Below are 17,129 nucleotides of genomic sequence, written 5' to 3'. Positions count from 1 at the left end.
ATTAAGCATTTCTTAAAATTTTATAGGATAGAATATATCCTTTACGGTAACTAGTACCATAAGTGCCATAAGTATTGCAAATCCAACATAATTTATCGTTCCAACCTTATTTTCATCTACTTTTTTACCTGTTATTATTTCAAACAAAAATAAAAATATATATCCTCCATCCAAAGCTGGAAAAGGTATTATGTTAAATATAGCAAGCTGTATACTTATATAAGCTGAAAATGCCATCAAACTCAATATTCCTGCTTTTGCTGCTGCACCTGATATTTTTATTATAGTAACAGGTCCCCCTACATCATTCATAGATGCTTTTCCTCTAAATAGTGTTTTAAAAAAACTAAATGTCTGTTTGATTAGGGATTTAGTTTCTATAAACCCATAGGATACTGACTGCCCCAAAGTAGGCTTAGTGACTTGAGTTGATTCAATACCTACAACATACCTATTTTCTTTTTTATCTTTTATTGGAATAACTCTTACCTGATTTGTGTTTCCATTACGTTCATAAGTTATATTAATTGGATTTCCTCCTGCAGTATAAACTTCTGTTACAAAGTCTTCCCAGGTAGATATCTTTGAATTATTTACCCTAGTTATTTTATCTCCTAGCTTGATACCCGCTAAAGCTGCAGGTTGATTTGGCATTACTTTACTCACTATAGGAGACAGATACCCCCTCGCAGAAGCTATTATTGCAAATAGTATAACTCCAAGTACAAAATTCATTATGGGTCCAGCTGTTACTACACTAAGTTTTCTAAGAGGACTTTTATTATTAAATGCCCTAGGGTCATCACTTTCACCCTCATCACCCAGCATCTTTACATAACCACCAATAGGAAGAAGCCTTATATGATATTCCGTTTCCTTGCCCTTTATTCCAAAGAGCTTAGGACCCATTCCTATAGAAAATTCTTCTACTTTTACTCCATTTAATTTCGCCATAGTAAAATGTCCCAGTTCATGAATTATAATCAATACGCCAAAGGCTATTATCGCTGCTATTATATACAAATGGTATTCCTCCCAATTCTTATTTGATAAATTTATCTTTTACATATTTCTTAACTTTTATTTCTAGGTCAAGTAAATCATCCAGAGTATACGTACTTTGTGAAGTAAATTTATTCATACACTCTTCTAATATGTTGCCTATATCCAAAAAATTTATTTTATTAGCAAGGAATAAACTTACTGCTTCCTCATTTGCACAATTTAGTATAGCTGGCATTGTGCCTCCTATCCTCCCTGCTTCATAAGCTAATTTAAGTGGTCTGAATGTATCTGTATCAGGCTTTTCAAAACTTAAATTTCCTACGCTATAGAAGTCCAATTTATCTATTACAGCTTCCTTTCTTTTCGGATAATTCAGTGCATATTGTATAGGTAATCTCATATCTGCAGTGGCAAGCTGTGCCATAACACTTCCATCCCTATATTCCACCATAGAATGTACTATACTTTGTGGATGAACTACAACCTTTATATTTTCATAAGGTAAGTTAAATAAGAAGTGAGCTTCTATAACTTCAAGTCCCTTATTCATAAGAGTAGCAGAATCTATTGTGAGCTTTTTTCCCATACTCCAATTTGGATGATTCAACGCCTCTTTTACAGTTACTTTTGAGAGTTGATCTTTTGTTTTTCCCCTAAAAGGTCCACCTGAAGCGGTTAAAATCAAATTAGCAACTTCGTCAAAATTATTTCCCTGAAGGCATTGAAAAACAGCACTATGCTCTGAATCTACAGGAAATATTTTTATATTATTTTCTTTCGATAATTTTGTAACCAGTTCTCCTCCTACAACTAATGTCTCCTTATTAGCTAAAGCTATGTCTTTCTTCGCTTTAATTGCTTTTATAGTTGGTACAAGCCCTATCATTCCAACTACAGATGTTACAACCATATCAACTTCAGGAAGACTAGCTATAGTATTTAATCCATCTACTCCAAATAATATTTTTGTATTTGATTTTTTATTACTAAAAATATCTTTTATCTTTAAATAAGATTCTTTTTCGGTTAGCACCGCATATTTGGGGTTAAATTCATCTATTATATGTAAAAGTTTATCTACACTACTATTTGCAGATACACCTATAAGCTGAAAATCTCCTTTTTGTTTTCTAAGTACATCAAGAGTTTGGGTTCCTATAGAACCTGTGGCTCCAATTATTGAAATTCTCTTCATTCATAACAACTCCTCATTTTCCTCTAGTCCTTATAACACATTAAATAAGATTTTTAACATGATTAACTATACCATATTTATGCTATAAAATAAATACGCACATGATCTATATTAAACTCACAGCTAATACATGAAATAAAATAATAGAGAAACATATCCTTTTTATAGAATATATTTCTCTATTATTAACTCAACTTTCGCATATGTAAAATTTTTTTAATTAATAGTTAATGTAGATTTTTTGCGATAGCTAAAAATCATCCTTCACTATTAACTTTTCATTATTAATTCTTAACTTGTTAGGATTTGGGTTCTAATTTATGTAACTCCTTCTCCCTTCGGTCGAATGAGTAAGTGACTCACACCAAATCAGAGATTTGGGTTCGCTACTTAAATTACAGCTACAAAGGTTAGATAATAATAAACTATAACTCCTGAAAAAAGTATGCTGTCAAATCTATCTAAGATCCCACCATGACCTGGTATAAGGTTGCTATAGTCCTTTACTCCAACATATCTCTTTATAGAAGAAGCTGCTAAATCCCCGAACTGACAAAATGCTCCACAAATTACTCCCATTACTATATAATGATAAAATGATATAGGAACACCCCTTTGAATTGAAAAAAATCCAAAGATTCCACAAGCCACTGCACTACCAATTATTCCACCTATAGAACCTTCCACAGTCTTTTTAGGACTCACCTTAGGACATAATTTTTTCTTACCTAAAAACTTACCCGTATAATAAGCTGCTGTATCACAGCACCAGGAAGATATAACTATAATCCACACTAAATAGTTACCATAACTACTGCTATTTACTAAAACTATAGTGCTAAAAAATACTGCCACATATAGAAAACCAAACAAGGTAGTTGCTACATCTAAAAAATTATATTCCACATCTAAAACTGGAATACAAAGCGCCATAAAAATTGACACTATAATAGCAAAAAATACAAATTTATAATTTGCCTCTACTCTTAAGGTTATATAGTAGGATATGCAAAGTAGATAACCTACTATATTTATAGAATTTATATTTTTTTGTTTTATTACTTTATAAAATTCATACATTCCCATAAGAGAAATGATCATAATTCCATATTTTAAATAAATTCCCCCTAAGAATAATATTAAAATAAATGGTATGAGTGCAAATGCTCCTAAATATCTATTATTCAAAGCTCCACCTCCATAGAATAAAGTATCAATGGGGATTTTAAGTAAAATTATAACTTATATCCCCAATATACAGTTATTTTAATCCTCCAAATCTTCTATCTCTATTTTGATAATCAGAAATAGCTTTATACAGATGTTCCTTTTTAAAATCTGGCCATTTTATATCAGAATACCAAAACTCAGAGTATGCACACTGCCACAATAGAAAATTGCTTAAACGCTGTTCTCCACTTGGTCTTATTATAATATCAGGGTCTGGCATACCTTTAGTATACAGATACTTTGATACAGTTTCCTCATTTATATCTTCTTCATTTATTTTTTTAGATTTTATATCTTCATACATGAGCTTAAAAGCTCTCACGATTTCATATCTTCCACCATAATTTAATGCTAAATTTAAAGTAAGTCCAGTATTTGTTTTAGTTTTCTCACAAGATATGATCAATTGTTCTTGACAGGCCAAAGGCAGCTTACTTATATCTCCAATACAATTTATGATAACATTATTTTTATCTAATTCATTCAATTCCTTTTTTAAATATTCAACTAAAAGCCTCATAAGTGCACTTACTTCATCTTTAGGCCTTTTCCAATTTTCTGTAGAAAAAGCGTATAATGTTAAATAGTTCACATTTAACTTACTGCACTCTTTCACAATGTCTCTTATAGCTTCCACTGCTGCCCTATGTCCCATAGTTCTAGGTAAATTTCTTTCTTTTGCCCATCTTCCATTTCCATCCATTATAATAGCTATATGTTTGGGAATATTGTTTAAATCAATATGTACTTCTCTATCGTCCTGGTCTTCGTTTTTATTTAAATTAAAAAATTTTACCATAGTATACCTCATTTCAATACAAAGTTTTAGTTTTAATAAACAGAGTGCGTATGAGTATTAGAGGGGATAGTCATTAGATAAAAGCATATTTAGCAAAAACCTGCGGATTTGCGCAGGTTTTAAAAATCTAAATATATTTTTTATACAATAACCGCTTGCTTTATAGTGACATAATTTCATTTTCTTTCTTTTTAATTATTTCATCTATCTTTTTTATAAAGTCATCAGTTTTTTTCTGAACATCTGCCTCAGCCTTTTTTATTTCATCTTCAGAAATATCATTTTCTTTTTTAAGAGCTTTAATATTATCATTGCACTCTCTTCTTATTGCTCTTACAGCAACCTTTGAATCTTCTCCTGCTTTCTTTACATTCTTTACTATATCTTTCCTAGTTTCTTCTGTAAGTTCAGGTATAACCAATCTGATAACTTCTCCATCATTGGATGGATTTATACCTAGGTCAGATTTCAATATTGCCTTTTCTATTGCCTTTAAGGCCGTTTTATCCCAAGGTTGTATACAAAGTACTCTTGGTTCTGGAATAGATATGTTTCCCAATTGATTTATAGGAGTCATTGAACCATAGTATTCTGCCTCTATTCTATCAAGTAGTGCTGCACTAGCCCTCCCTGCTTTCATAGAAGCTAATTCACTTTTTAAAGCATCTATGGTCTTACCCATTTTTCCATCTGCTTTATTTAAAGTATCCTTGATCATAAGAAAATACCTCCTCATTTTTATTCTTTACAAACAAGTGTACCAATTCTTTCTCCAAGAACAATCTTTTTTATATTTTCTGGATTATCTAATCCAAATACTAATATAGGTATATCATTATCCATACAAAGTGATGTAGCTGTAGAATCCATAACTTGAAGTCCTTTATCCAACACTTCAATATAAGTTAACTTATCAAATTTTTGAGCGTCTTTATACTTATGAGGATCTTTGTCATATACACCGTCTACTTTTTTAGCCAAAAGTATAACATCTGCCTCTATTTCTGCTGCCCTAAGAGCTGCAGTCGTATCTGTTGAAAAATACGGATTTCCAGTGCCCGCAGCAAATATAACTACTCTATTTTTTTCTAAATGCCTCATTGCCCTTCTTCTTATAAATGGTTCTGCTACTTCTCTCATCTCGATAGCTGTCTGAACTCTAGTATTTACACCTAAGTTTTCCAATGAATCCTGAAGTGCCAGAGCATTTATACATGTAGCAAGCATTCCCATATAATCTGCAGTGGTTCTGTCCATACCCTCTCCGCTTCTTCCTCTCCAGATATTACCACCACCTACAACAACTCCTACTGATATTCCCATAGATGTGAGTTCTTTTATTTCAATTGCTATACTTTTTGCTACATCAAAATCCAGTCCATATCCTTTTTCTCCTGCCAAAGCTTCCCCTGAAAGTTTAAGCATTACCCTTTTGTATTTAAGATTACCCATCTATATTATACCTCCAAATTATGCTAAAATGAAATATAAAACTTAAAAAGTTCATACCCCAAAAAAAGAGAACACGGCGTGTTCTCTTTTCAGTTACTATTTACCTTCCATCTGCTTACGAACCTCTTCGGCAAAGTTTTCTTCTTTCTTCTCTATTCCTTCACCTTTTTCAAATCTAACAAAATCAGAGATCTTTATTTCAGCTCCAACTTCCTTTGATTTATCTTTAAGGTATTTATCTATAGTAAAATCTGAATCCTTAACCCATACTTGATTTACTAAGCAGTTTTCTTTATAATATTTTTGAACTTTTCCCATAACTATCTTATCAACAATTTTTTCTGGTTTTCCTTCATTTAAAGCTTGAACTTTATATATTTCTTTTTCCTTTTCTAAAGCATTAGTATCAACTGTATTCTTATCTAAGAATAGTGGATTAGCAGCAGCTACCTGCATAGCTACATCTTTTGCAACTTCCTTTAGAACAGGACTTTCATTTTCACATTCAAGTTTAACCAAAACTCCTATTCTTCCGCCGCCGTGAATATAGCTTTCGATTAAGCCCTTTGAAACAGAAAATTTCTTAAATCTTCTAAGTGTCATATTTTCACCTAATTTTGCAATTAAGTCTACTAATGCATCTTTTACAGTCTTAGTATCATCTGCTATATATTTTTCTTTTTCTAATTCTTCTACAGTAGTTGCACTTGTTAAAGCTGCCTGTTTTGCTATATTATCTGCAAAACCTACAAAATCTTCATTTACAGATACAAAGTCTGTTTCGCAGTTTACTTCTACTATTGAAGCAATTTTTCCATCCTCTGAAATGTATGTTTTAACTAGTCCTTCAGAAGCTACTCTGCCAGATTTTTTAGCTGCAGCTGATAGACCCTTTTCTCTTAATATTTCAATGGCTTTTTCAGTATCACCATTTGCTTCATTTAAAGCTTTTTTGCAGTTCATCATTCCTGCTCCGGTTCTTTCTCTAAGTTCTTTTACCATCTGTGCAGTTATCATAATTATATTCCGTCATCTAAAAGCTATAAATTATCCAAAAACGCAATAAAACCTTATAGCTTACTTCTCTGCTCACAGTGTCTGAAGTTTTGTCTTCTCTTGGTCTGACACTCCCAGAGCGTAAATTCGGATGCATTACACCCTACTTATATGGCAATCATAATTTTTAAGCAATTGCCAATCAACGGTTTTTCAGCTCCTCTCCTACTTGTATTCGACCTATATATAAACATTCTCTAATTTTCATATATTATTCTTCTTCAGCTAATTGTTCTCCCTGTCTTCCTTCCATTACTGCATCTGCAACTTTAGATGTAATTAATTTTACAGCTCTTATTGCATCATCATTTCCAGGTATAACATAATCTATTTCATCAGGATCACAATTTGTATCAACTATAGCTACTACTGGAATGCCTAAAATTTTAGCTTCAGATATAGCATTCTTTTCTTTTCTTGGATCAACAATGAAAAGTGCTCCTACATTTTCAGCATTCATTGTCTTTATTCCACCTAAATTTTTCTCTAACTTTTCTTTTTCATTATTTAATTTTATAACTTCTTTTTTAGGAAGAACTTCAAATGTTCCGTCTTCTTCCATTTTCTCTAATTCTTCTAATTTAGCTATTCTTGTCTTTATAGTTGCAAAGTTTGTAAGCATACCTCCAAGCCATCTGTTGTTTACATAATGCATATTGCTTCTTTTTGCTTCTTCTTTAATAGCTTCCTGAGCTTGCTTTTTAGTTCCAATAAATAATATATCTTTTCCTTCTGCTGCAACTTCCCTTATAAAATTATAAGCTTCTTCTACTTTTTTTACTGTTTTCTGCAAATCTATTATATAGATTCCATTTCTCTCTGTAAAAATATAAGGAGCCATTTTAGGATTCCATCTTCTTGTTTGATGTCCAAAATGAACACCTGCTTCTAATAATTGTTTCATTGAAATAACTGACATTAATTTTTCCCTCCTAGGTTTTTCCTCCATCATCTTCATATTCACAAAATACCTTTTGGCACCTTTTTGTGAATTAGATAATGTGTGTATTAATTACCTTATGTAGTATACCACAAGGCTTAAATGTATTCAACAAAAAATTAGTATTTTTTATTTTATCCGATCGCTACCATTGCTAACCCCCATTTTCTTCAAAGTGGGCGATAAGCACTGCTACGCGCCTGGATAAGTTCTTCCCCTAAAGGATAACGTATTCTAAGTGCTAAAGACACTAAGAATACTGTTAATAAGGTTCAAATAGAGAAAAAGTATTCCTTATAAGCAAACTCCACCTGAACCTAAGAATCACTTTATCTTCTTCAACTCATCCATTAATTTTTCATTTAATATCTTAATATGAGTCCCCTTCATTCCAAGTGACCTAGATTCTATAACTCCTGCACTTTCAAATTTTCTAAGTGCATTTACAATAACAGACCTGGTTATTCCCACCTTATCAGCTATTTTTGATGCTACAAGTAATCCTTCATTTCCATCCAACTCACTGAATATATGTTCCACTGCTTCCAATTCTGAGTACGACAAAGTCCCAATAGCTAATTGAACTACTGCTTTCTTTCTAGCTTCCTCTTCTATTTCTTCATTTTTAGATCTTAATATCTCAAGCCCAATTATAGTTGCACTATATTCCCCTAATACTAGATCTTCATCAGTAAATTTTTCTCCAAAACTTGCTAATAATAAGGTTCCTAATCTTTCTCTATTACCTACTATAGGAACTATAGTTGTAAGCTTATTATCTATATCACAGGGAGTTCCATCTTCAAAAACACAAATTCCATTATTACTTAAATTGGCCAAAGTCTCATGTACATTTAAAAGCTTATTATTATACTGCTCAGGGAATTTCATTTCATTTATTACTTTCTCCTTAAGCATATAACATTCAAAACCATCTGGAAAATTATATCCTAATATTTTCCCTCTTCTACTTATAATATAAACGTTACATTCCAAAACTTCACTTAACAATTTACATATATCTTCAAAAGCTACTGGTTCTGTTCCTGACTTCTGTAATATCTTGTTCAATTTTCTTGTTTTGTCTAATAGTGTTGACATTTATAACCCTCCTTGTTACCACTGCATTATCTCTTACACATAAACATTGCATATACATTTCTACCTATTAATAAAAAAGATATATCTTTTGCAAATATCCGCATAAAAAATTTTCTTTAATTACATTATTAATAATTTAGACTTTTTGAAATATTTAGAATTATTCTTTATTCATTAATTATGATAACATAATAATGATTTTAATTCAATATAATCATTTTAATTCGACTAGATTTTACCTTTATCTACACTCGAAAATTATACTTTTAACTAGTTTCTATTTTAAATGTTTATTAAAATGTAAAATATATAACTTTTACTTAGCTGTTTTTTCATCTCCATCTTCCACAGCTTTATATTCCCTGTGTTTACATTCTGAATTAGAACATTCCAAATAGTTTCCTTTGGATTTATTATATTTTTTCACCATATAATTTCCACATTCCTTACACTTTTCGTTTGTAGGTTCAAACCAACTTACAAAATCACAGTCAGGGTAATTACTGCACCCATAAAACTTTCTGCCTTTTCTACTTCTTTTTATCAAAACTTTTCCCTGACATTTAGGACATTTTACATCCAACTCTTCCACTATTGGTTTTGTATTCTTACATTCCGGATATCCTGGGCATGCTAGAAAATCTCCAAATCTTCCATGCTTTATAACCATATTTCTACCACATTTATCGCACTTTATATCTGTAACCTTATCTTCTATAGTAATTCTAGCAACTTCCTTTTCTGCTATTTCAATGGATTTTTTTAAAGGCTCATAAAATTCACCTACTACTTTTCTCCAATCATCTTTTCCATCTTCAACACTATCTAACTTGGACTCCATTGCAGCAGTAAATTCCACATCTACTACCTGCTTAAAATACTGACTTACTATATTATTAACTATATCTCCTAGTTCAGTTGGAATTAAAGTTTTCTTTTCCCTCTGTATATATTTTCTATCCAAAAGAGTTGATAAAATTGGAGCATAAGTGCTAGGCCTACCTATTCCATTTTCTTCTAAGGTTTTTACAAGAGATGCCTCAGAAAATCTAGCTGGAGGTTGTGTAAAATGCTGCTTTCCATCTATAGACTTTCTTAATAATTTCTCTCCTTCTTCAAGCTTAGGGAGGGATATATCGGATTTTTCTTCTTCTGTGGCATATTTGTATACTTTCATAAATCCGTCAAATTTTATTCGTGATCCACTGACTTTTAATCCATAATTGCTATTCACTATATCTATGGATTTAACATCGATCTGGCAGGATGACATTTGACTTGCTACAAATCTATTCCATATTAAATTATAAAGTTTATACTGTTCTGGTTTTAAATTTTCCTTTGCTATTTCAGGTGTTATTTCTACATTAGTAGGTCTTATAGCTTCATGCGCATCCTGTATATTTTTTTTACTTTTAAAGTTTCTAGGCTTTTCTTCAATATACTCCTTTCCAAATTTATTTGCTACAAAATCTCTACAAGCTTCCTGAGCCTCTTGTGCTATTCTAACTGAATCAGTTCTCATATATGTGATAAGACCTATAGTTCCATACCCTTTTATGTCCACTCCTTCATATATCTGTTGGGCTATGGACATAGTTCGTTTAGTAGAAAAATTTAATTTTTTGTAGGCATCTTGCTGTAATGTACTTGTAGTAAATGGAGGAAGAGGAGTCCTATTTTTATTAGTATTTTTTATTGATTTTACAATAAATTGTCCTTGTTTTAACTCTTCTATAATTTTATCTACTTCATCTTTACTACCAATTTCAATTTTTTTCTTATTAAATGTAGTAAGCTTTACATTAAAACATTTACTCTCATTTTCTTTATGAAGTTCACATTCTATAGTCCAGTATTCCTGTGGCACAAAATCTACTATTTTCTTTTCTCTCTCACATATCATTTTGAGAGCTACTGATTGTACTCTTCCTGCACTTAGACCCCATTTAATTTTTCTCCAAAGTATAGGGCTTATCTTGTATCCAACTAGCCTGTCAAGTACTCTCCTAGCCTGCTGTGCATTAACTAAATTTATATTTATTAATCTAGCAGATTTTATTGAACTTTTTACAGCATTTTTTGTAATTTCGTGAAATTCTATTCTACACTTTTCATTTTCATCTAATTTTAACGCATGAGATAGATGCCAGGAAATAGCTTCCCCTTCTCTATCAGGGTCAGTAGCCAAATAGACTTTTTCACTTTTCTTTGCTTCTTTTCTCAGCTTATCTAAAAGCTCACCTTTTCCTCTTATAGTTATATATTTAGGAGTATATTCATTATCTATATCAACTCCCAGTTGACTTTTGGGAAGATCCCTAACATGGCCCATTGAAGCCTTGACTACATAATTTTTACCTAAATATTTTCCTATGGTTTTAGCCTTTGCTGGTGATTCAACTATAACTAATTTTTGTCCCATTTATATATACTCTGGCATATTTAAGCTCACTCCAGAGTGTACACCCCCCTTAGATTTTAGCCATCATATTTAAACCCTTGACTAAATATTATTTTTAATTAAATTATATGTACTATCTTGTAATACTCTCGCTGCCTTCAGCTTTTACATAATAATTACCTGCAAGACACATTATTTCACCTTTTAACTGCAATTCAAATAATAACTCATATAATCGTTTTATGTCAACATTAGTTATTCTACTTATTTCATCTATATGCATGGGAATATGTCCTATTACATTACATATTTTTTCTTCTTTACAGCTTAATTTATGCTTTTTTTCACAAGTCTTATTCATATACTCTACAGGTAATATATCAAATAAGTCCTCTAAACATGTAAATACATAGGCTCCATCTTTTATAAGTTTATTCGTTCCCCTACTCTTAGAAGAAAATATAGATCCTGGTACTGCCATAACATCTTTACCCTGTTCCAAAGCACAGCTTGCTGTTATTAGTGCTCCACTTTTATCCCCTGCTTCAATTACAATTACCACATCACTCAATCCACTTATAATTCTATTTCTAAGTGGAAAATTATAATAATAAGGTTTTGTCTTAGGAACAAACTCTGACAGCACACATCCTCCCTTCAAGATATTTTCATATAACTTTCTATTTTGTCTGGGATATATAACATCTACCCCTGATCCAAGCACAGCACAGGTATATCCATTTTTTTCAACAGCTGCATTCTGTGCATAGCTATCAACTCCTCTTGCCATACCACTTATTATATTTATATTATTTACAGCAACTTCCCTACTTATTAATGTAGCTAAATTTTTACCATACAAACTACAATCCCTAGCACCTACAATAGATACACTAAAATTATCATTGAGTTTTTTTATATTTCCTTTATAAAATAAAACTGCTGGAGAATCCTCATAATTTTTTAATCTCTCAGGATATACTTTATCACAAAAGTTTATAGCATTAATTCCATTTGTACTGCAGTATTGCAGCATATTCTCCAATTCATAACTATTCCAAGCCTTTTTAAGTTCATCGTATATTTTAGGATAACTTTTACGTAAAAGTGTAAAATCATCATTGTAAATACTGTGAATATATATTTCCCTTGTACTTTTAAATTTTTTTAAGATAGAAATTTTCAACTTATTTGATATTTTAACACAAGCAAACCACAAATCATATATATTCATATATTATTCACATCCCATATCTATAATTATGTAAAAATTATGCTCATAATCCATACATTTTATTCAAATCAAAATTAGTATTAGCTTCATAATTTGATTTATTCCCACCTATATTTAAAAGTTTAAAATGCAAATTTATTGTCAAGAATTAAGTAGAGGTGATAATAATTATGGCAGTTAAACTAAATACAGCTTCATTTTTAGGTGTAGAAGGAAATATAGTATCCGTAGAAGTAGATATAGAAAGAGGGCTTCCCTGCTTTAATATAGTAGGTCTTGCGGATACTTCTGTAAAAGAATCTAAAGAGAGAGTTAAAGCTTCTATCATAAATTCAGGTTTTGAATTTCCTGTAAAAAAAATAATAGTAAACTTAGCTCCTGCTGATATGCGAAAAGTTGGATCTTTATTTGACTTACCTATAGCCCTTGGTATATTAATGGCTACAAATCAAATAAACTTTGCTGATTGTAGAAACTTTTTAATCATGGGTGAATTGTCTTTATCTGGAGAACTTAACAAGGTAAGAGGTGTTCTTCCTATAACAATAGAAGGTATGAAAAACAATATTAAGAATTTTATAGTTCCTATAGGAAATGCAGAAGAATGCTCTGCCATAAATAAAATTAATTGCTATGCATTCAATAATTTAAAGGAAGTTGTGTATTTTATAAAATATAGAGATTTGGTACCATTTAATCATAAAACAATAAATGTTGAAAGTAAAAATGCATTAGATTTTTCAGATATATTAGGACAAGAAAGCTGTAAAAGGGCTTTAGAAGTTGCTGCTGCAGGAAATCATAATATACTTATGATAGGTCCTCCCGGATCTGGTAAGACTATGATGGCAAAGAGGATTCCAACTATCCTACCAAATTTGAGTTATGAGGATGCTCTAGAAGTAACTAAAATATACAGTGTAACTGGAAGTTTAAACAAAAATGAAGGTCTAATAACAAGACCTCCCTTTAGAAATCCACACCATACAAGTACAACTGCTTCTCTAATAGGAGGTGGAAAAAATTTAATGCCTGGTGAAATATCCCTAGCTCATAATGGAGTACTTTTTTTAGATGAAATTTTAGAATTTAAGAAAAATGTCCTTGAAACTTTAAGGCAACCTTTAGAAGAAAAAAAGATAACTATAAATAGAGCATATGGTAGGGTAACCTTTCCCTGTAATTTTATGACTGTATTAGCCACTAATCCATGTCCCTGTGGAAATTTTGCCTCTAAAAAGGAGTGTAATTGTACTGATTTTCAAAGGAAAAGATATATATCAAAACTATCCGGACCTATTCTAGATAGGATAGATTTATTTACTTTCGTAAATTCTCTAGACTTCAAAGATATTGAAAATTGCTCCAGAGGTGAACCTTCTAAAAATATAAAAAGCCGAGTAGAAAAGGCAAGAAGAATTCAAAAACAAAGATTTAAAAATGAAGGAATACACTACAATTCAGAAATGAGCAGCAAATTAATAAGAAAATACTGCAATCTAGATGAAAGATGTCTGTTACTTATAAAATCAATTTATATTAAGTACAACTTAACAACCAGAGCTTATAGCAGAATATTAAAAGTAGCTAGAACTATAGCTGATTTAAACAATAGCAAAAAAATACAAGAATCCCACCTAGCAGAAGCTCTTCACTATAGAAAATTTTTAGATGAAAAATTTTTGTAATTTCCATAAAACTCCTCAAAGAGCTTTATTTTAAGTTATAAAAATTGTATAATAAAATTAAGTTATTTTTTTACATAAAATCAATTTAATAGGAGTGATGTGTATGTATTTTTTACTTGTTATACTTGGTATGTTTTTCAGTTTCATATTATTTTTTACTGGAATACAAAACAAAAATTCTGATATCATAAGTATTGGAAGCGTACTTTCTATATTCTTTTTATTGATTTTCATAAATATATATATACCTGATGTTGTACATAGTTTAAAAACAGGCTTAATAAGTATATCTAGTCTATGGTAATCGTATTCATAATTTAAAAATAAAAGGAGATTTTTATGCATTCTTTTAATAAAGATATAGGTTCTCTAGGGGAGGATATAGCTGAAATTTATCTCAAGCAAATTGGATATACTCTGCTAGAAAGAAATTTTCATTGTAAACTTGGGGAAATCGATATAATAGGAAAAGACGGAAATTATATTTGCTTTATAGAAGTGAAAACACGATGTAATACTCAATATGGCAGTCCTGGTGAAGCCGTAAATTACACCAAACGTATAAGAATATGTAATACTGCTAAAATGTATATAGCTAAAAAAAAGCTATTTAAATTCAATTTTAGATTTGATGTAATAGAAGTTATGGTTAACCCTCATGACGGCATTTCATCTATAAAGCTAATTAAAGATGCCTTTGAAATATAAACTTATCTACAATATATTTTTTAAAAAACTTACTCTATGTATTTTACAAATTCCATATTTTTTTATAGATTCTATATGATCTTTAGTTCCATATCCAGAATTTTGCTCAAACTTATAATTTGTATACAGATGAGAGTATTCTTCCATGAGACTATCCCTGTATACTTTCGCAATAATTGAAGCTGCAGCTATACTAGCACTCTTCGTATCACCTTTTATTACAAACTCATTATTAGTGGACAAGTTTTTTACTGCATACCCATCAGATAATGCCATGGTTACAGGTAATTTGAGACCTTCTACTGCTCTCTTTAGTACTTCATTATTACACCAGGATATTCCCCTCTTATCTATTTCAATATTGTTTATAACCGCAATATTATAAGCAAGCGCCCTTTCTTTTATAACCTTTGCAAGCTCACATCTACGTTTTGGCGTAAGCTTTTTAGAATCCTTTATACCTAAAATTAATTCTCTATCTTCATTATAATTCAAATTAAGTATCACTGCCCCAGCAGCTATTGGACCTGCCAAAGGCCCCCTTCCAACTTCATCTACACCAGCTGTATATATATGGTTTCCAAAAGACTTATCAAATTCATACATTTTTCTTACTCTGGAAATCTCTGAATTTTTATTTAAAATGAATTTGTAAAAACTTGAAGACAACGACCTTACATTTTTTCTTTTGTCTAACTTTAAATTTTCTATAACTTTTTTGATTTCATCCTCATTTAAGTCAAAATAGCCTTCTTCTAAATTTTTTATTGCATACTTTATTTTATCGAATTTAAAATTTTCTAGTTCATTCCACGAAAAATTTTCTTTATTTATATCAAAATCTACACTTTCGCTATCTTCCATTATTTAAAATACACCTTTCAGAAGTTTAATTCAATTAAAATCTAATGGATCTTCAAGAGAAATAGGTCCTAGCTTTCCTCCTCTAAATTCATCCAAAATTATAACAGAAACTCTATTGTAATCTATCTTTCCTCCAGATACTATAGCTCCTCTCTTTCTTGCTATATTATCCATATTTACTAAAGGATCTTCACTTAATTCAGATAACTTATATCTGTCCATTAGCCTTTTAGGATATCTTTCACATAAGTCCTTCAAAAGACTTAATGCAAGCTCTTCAATATCCATGATTTCATCCTTTATAGCTCCCGTAAAGGCTAAATGTAGCTGAGTTTCCTGGCTTTCCAGCTTAGGCCACAATATTCCAGGTGTGTCCATTAGTTCTATTCCAAGCTTAGTTTTAATCCACTGCTTGCTCCTTGTGACTCCCGGCTTATCTCCTGTTTTTGCTATGCTGTTTTTAGCCATTTTGTTTATAAATGAAGATTTACCTACATTAGGTATACCTACTACCATTACCCTATCAGTTATACCTAAAATGCCCTTATTGTTCATTCTATCATGCTTTTCTTTTAAGAGCTCATTTAATAATGGTTTTATACTTTTAATACCCTGTCCTGTATTTGAATTTACAGCAAGAGCCTTGATGTTTTTATTTGATAAATATTTAATCCATTTTTTGGTTACACTATCCTCACTTAGATCATTCTTATTTAGAAGTATTATTCTAGGTTTTGATCCACAAATATCATCTACCTCTGGATTTTTGCTGGACCTTATTATCCTAGCATCCCTTATCTCTATAACTGCATCTACCAGCTTAAGATTTTGTTTCATCTCTCTTTTTGTCTTGGCCATATGCCCTGGAAACCAATTTATATCCATATAATTTCTTCCTTTCTACTTATGGGCCGACTTCAACGTTCCAAATCTGCTAAATGGATATATCCTAAAAGCAGCTCTTCCCACTACCAGTTTATAATTTACAAATCCTACATCAGAAAATCTACTATCCCTGCTGTTATTTCTATTATCTCCAAGTACGAATACCGTATTATTAGGTACAGTAACTTCATTAAAGTCTCCTGTAACCATAGGTTCTAATATATAAGGTTCATTTTTAGCCACATCATTTACATAAAGTTTTCCATTTTCAATCTTAACTTTGTCTCCACCTACTGCAACTACTCTTTTAATAAACTTTTCTTTAGGATTTGCAGGATACTTTATTACAACTATATCACCAGGCTTTGGAGCCCTAAAATAATAACTAACTTTTTCTACAATTAATCTATCCTTATTATTTAAAGTTGGATCCATAGAATGCCCATCTACACTTACAGTTTCAAATACAAAAGTTATAATTAAAAATGCTGCTATTATAGCTACCAGTATGGATTTACCTAAATCTAGCAATTCCTTCATAAAAACTTTACACCACCTTAAATATAAA

The 17,129-nt window shown here is 30.9% G+C and carries 17 protein-coding genes; 3 read left to right on the top strand and 14 right to left on the bottom strand.

Annotated elements, in window-relative coordinates:
* Nucleotides 1-12: 12 nt before the first annotated feature.
* The 11 genes from rseP to dprA form a co-directional block, all read right to left on the bottom strand.
* The gene (gene rseP / locus CLAU_RS16605; RefSeq protein ID WP_013237974.1) at nucleotides 13-1,023 is read right to left on the bottom strand and encodes an RIP metalloprotease RseP; all 1,011 of its coding nucleotides are present in this window, start codon (nucleotides 1,021-1,023) and stop codon (nucleotides 13-15) included.
* Between the two features lie 19 nt (nucleotides 1,024-1,042).
* Entirely contained in the window at nucleotides 1,043-2,200 is a 1,158-nt protein-coding gene (locus CLAU_RS16600) for a 1-deoxy-D-xylulose-5-phosphate reductoisomerase (RefSeq protein WP_013237973.1), read from the bottom strand.
* A gap of 390 nt (nucleotides 2,201-2,590) precedes the next feature.
* Nucleotides 2,591-3,388 (bottom strand): phosphatidate cytidylyltransferase, encoded by a 798-nt coding sequence (locus tag CLAU_RS16595; protein ID WP_013237972.1) that lies wholly within the window; start codon nucleotides 3,386-3,388, stop codon nucleotides 2,591-2,593.
* Nucleotides 3,389-3,461: 73 nt separating this feature from the next.
* Nucleotides 3,462-4,229 (bottom strand): isoprenyl transferase, encoded by a 768-nt coding sequence (locus CLAU_RS16590; protein WP_013237971.1) that lies wholly within the window; start codon nucleotides 4,227-4,229, stop codon nucleotides 3,462-3,464.
* A 160-nt stretch (nucleotides 4,230-4,389) separates the two neighbouring features.
* Nucleotides 4,390-4,947: a ribosome recycling factor gene (frr, locus tag CLAU_RS16585; RefSeq protein ID WP_013237970.1), complete on the bottom strand. Its 558-nt coding sequence runs from the start codon at nucleotides 4,945-4,947 to the stop codon at nucleotides 4,390-4,392.
* Nucleotides 4,948-4,967: 20 nt separating this feature from the next.
* A complete protein-coding gene (pyrH, locus tag CLAU_RS16580) occupies nucleotides 4,968-5,681 on the bottom strand; it encodes a UMP kinase (RefSeq protein ID WP_013237969.1) in 714 nt (237 codons plus the stop codon).
* Nucleotides 5,682-5,777: 96 nt separating this feature from the next.
* Nucleotides 5,778-6,698 carry a translation elongation factor Ts gene (tsf, locus tag CLAU_RS16575; protein ID WP_023163124.1) on the bottom strand — a complete coding sequence of 307 codons (921 nt, stop codon included), beginning with the start codon at nucleotides 6,696-6,698 and terminating at the stop codon, nucleotides 5,778-5,780.
* A 250-nt stretch (nucleotides 6,699-6,948) separates the two neighbouring features.
* Nucleotides 6,949-7,656, bottom strand: coding sequence for a 30S ribosomal protein S2 (rpsB, locus tag CLAU_RS16570; protein ID WP_023163123.1), 708 nt, complete (start codon nucleotides 7,654-7,656; stop codon nucleotides 6,949-6,951).
* Between the two features lie 345 nt (nucleotides 7,657-8,001).
* The gene (codY, locus tag CLAU_RS16565; protein WP_013237966.1) at nucleotides 8,002-8,778 is read right to left on the bottom strand and encodes a GTP-sensing pleiotropic transcriptional regulator CodY; all 777 of its coding nucleotides are present in this window, start codon (nucleotides 8,776-8,778) and stop codon (nucleotides 8,002-8,004) included.
* Nucleotides 8,779-9,094: 316 nt separating this feature from the next.
* Nucleotides 9,095-11,203, bottom strand: coding sequence for a type I DNA topoisomerase (topA, locus tag CLAU_RS16560; RefSeq protein ID WP_013237965.1), 2,109 nt, complete (start codon nucleotides 11,201-11,203; stop codon nucleotides 9,095-9,097).
* Nucleotides 11,204-11,315: 112 nt separating this feature from the next.
* On the bottom strand, nucleotides 11,316-12,416 hold the full coding sequence (gene dprA / locus CLAU_RS16555; protein WP_013237964.1) for a DNA-processing protein DprA: 1,101 nt from the start codon (nucleotides 12,414-12,416) through the stop codon (nucleotides 11,316-11,318).
* 170 nt (nucleotides 12,417-12,586) lie between these two features.
* Here dprA and CLAU_RS16550 point away from each other — a divergent pair, with 170 nt between their 5' ends.
* From CLAU_RS16550 to CLAU_RS16540, 3 genes are all read left to right on the top strand, one after another.
* Nucleotides 12,587-14,104, top strand: a complete 1,518-nt coding sequence (locus tag CLAU_RS16550; protein ID WP_013237963.1) for a YifB family Mg chelatase-like AAA ATPase — start codon at nucleotides 12,587-12,589, stop codon at nucleotides 14,102-14,104.
* A 103-nt stretch (nucleotides 14,105-14,207) separates the two neighbouring features.
* Nucleotides 14,208-14,408, top strand: a complete 201-nt coding sequence (locus CLAU_RS16545) for a hypothetical protein (RefSeq protein WP_023163122.1) — start codon at nucleotides 14,208-14,210, stop codon at nucleotides 14,406-14,408.
* Between the two features lie 35 nt (nucleotides 14,409-14,443).
* Nucleotides 14,444-14,812, top strand: a complete 369-nt coding sequence (locus CLAU_RS16540) for a YraN family protein (RefSeq protein ID WP_023163121.1) — start codon at nucleotides 14,444-14,446, stop codon at nucleotides 14,810-14,812.
* A 6-nt stretch (nucleotides 14,813-14,818) separates the two neighbouring features.
* Here the strand turns inward: CLAU_RS16540 and CLAU_RS16535 are convergent, their stop codons facing one another.
* Genes CLAU_RS16535 through lepB form a run of 3 tightly spaced genes read right to left on the bottom strand, consistent with a single transcriptional unit; the run spans nucleotide 14,819 to nucleotide 17,101 of the window.
* Complete coding sequence (locus tag CLAU_RS16535) at nucleotides 14,819-15,676, bottom strand: ribonuclease HII (protein WP_023163120.1); 858 nt, start codon at nucleotides 15,674-15,676, stop codon at nucleotides 14,819-14,821.
* Between the two features lie 30 nt (nucleotides 15,677-15,706).
* Nucleotides 15,707-16,561, bottom strand: a complete 855-nt coding sequence (gene ylqF / locus CLAU_RS16530) for a ribosome biogenesis GTPase YlqF (RefSeq protein ID WP_023163119.1) — start codon at nucleotides 16,559-16,561, stop codon at nucleotides 15,707-15,709.
* Between the two features lie 15 nt (nucleotides 16,562-16,576).
* The gene (lepB, locus tag CLAU_RS16525) at nucleotides 16,577-17,101 is read right to left on the bottom strand and encodes a signal peptidase I (protein ID WP_013237959.1); all 525 of its coding nucleotides are present in this window, start codon (nucleotides 17,099-17,101) and stop codon (nucleotides 16,577-16,579) included.
* Between the last annotated feature and the right edge of the window lie 28 nt (nucleotides 17,102-17,129).

The organism is Clostridium autoethanogenum DSM 10061 (genome assembly GCF_001484725.1).
Lineage (GTDB): Bacteria > Bacillota > Clostridia > Clostridiales > Clostridiaceae > Clostridium_B > Clostridium_B ljungdahlii.
This window is presented reverse-complemented; position numbering and strand designations above follow the sequence as displayed.

What these genes read in the sequence shown, in the direction of transcription:
- CLAU_RS16600 (WP_013237973.1), bottom strand. Translation starts at nt 2,200, where the DNA reads ATGAAGAGAATTTCAATAATTGGAGCCACAGGTTCTATAGGAACCCAA.
- CLAU_RS16590 (WP_013237971.1), bottom strand. Translation starts at nt 4,229, where the DNA reads ATGGTAAAATTTTTTAATTTAAATAAAAACGAAGACCAGGACGATAGA.
- frr (WP_013237970.1), bottom strand. Translation starts at nt 4,947, where the DNA reads ATGATCAAGGATACTTTAAATAAAGCAGATGGAAAAATGGGTAAGACC.
- pyrH (WP_013237969.1), bottom strand. Translation starts at nt 5,681, where the DNA reads ATGGGTAATCTTAAATACAAAAGGGTAATGCTTAAACTTTCAGGGGAA.
- tsf (WP_023163124.1), bottom strand. Translation starts at nt 6,698, where the DNA reads ATGATAACTGCACAGATGGTAAAAGAACTTAGAGAAAGAACCGGAGCA.
- rpsB (WP_023163123.1), bottom strand. Translation starts at nt 7,656, where the DNA reads ATGTCAGTTATTTCAATGAAACAATTATTAGAAGCAGGTGTTCATTTT.
- codY (WP_013237966.1), bottom strand. Translation starts at nt 8,778, where the DNA reads ATGTCAACACTATTAGACAAAACAAGAAAATTGAACAAGATATTACAG.
- topA (WP_013237965.1), bottom strand. Translation starts at nt 11,203, where the DNA reads ATGGGACAAAAATTAGTTATAGTTGAATCACCAGCAAAGGCTAAAACC.
- dprA (WP_013237964.1), bottom strand. Translation starts at nt 12,416, where the DNA reads ATGAATATATATGATTTGTGGTTTGCTTGTGTTAAAATATCAAATAAG.
- CLAU_RS16550 (WP_013237963.1), top strand. Translation starts at nt 12,587, where the DNA reads ATGGCAGTTAAACTAAATACAGCTTCATTTTTAGGTGTAGAAGGAAAT.
- CLAU_RS16545 (WP_023163122.1), top strand. Translation starts at nt 14,208, where the DNA reads ATGTATTTTTTACTTGTTATACTTGGTATGTTTTTCAGTTTCATATTA.
- CLAU_RS16540 (WP_023163121.1), top strand. Translation starts at nt 14,444, where the DNA reads ATGCATTCTTTTAATAAAGATATAGGTTCTCTAGGGGAGGATATAGCT.
- CLAU_RS16535 (WP_023163120.1), bottom strand. Translation starts at nt 15,676, where the DNA reads ATGGAAGATAGCGAAAGTGTAGATTTTGATATAAATAAAGAAAATTTT.
- ylqF (WP_023163119.1), bottom strand. Translation starts at nt 16,561, where the DNA reads ATGGATATAAATTGGTTTCCAGGGCATATGGCCAAGACAAAAAGAGAG.
- lepB (WP_013237959.1), bottom strand. Translation starts at nt 17,101, where the DNA reads ATGAAGGAATTGCTAGATTTAGGTAAATCCATACTGGTAGCTATAATA.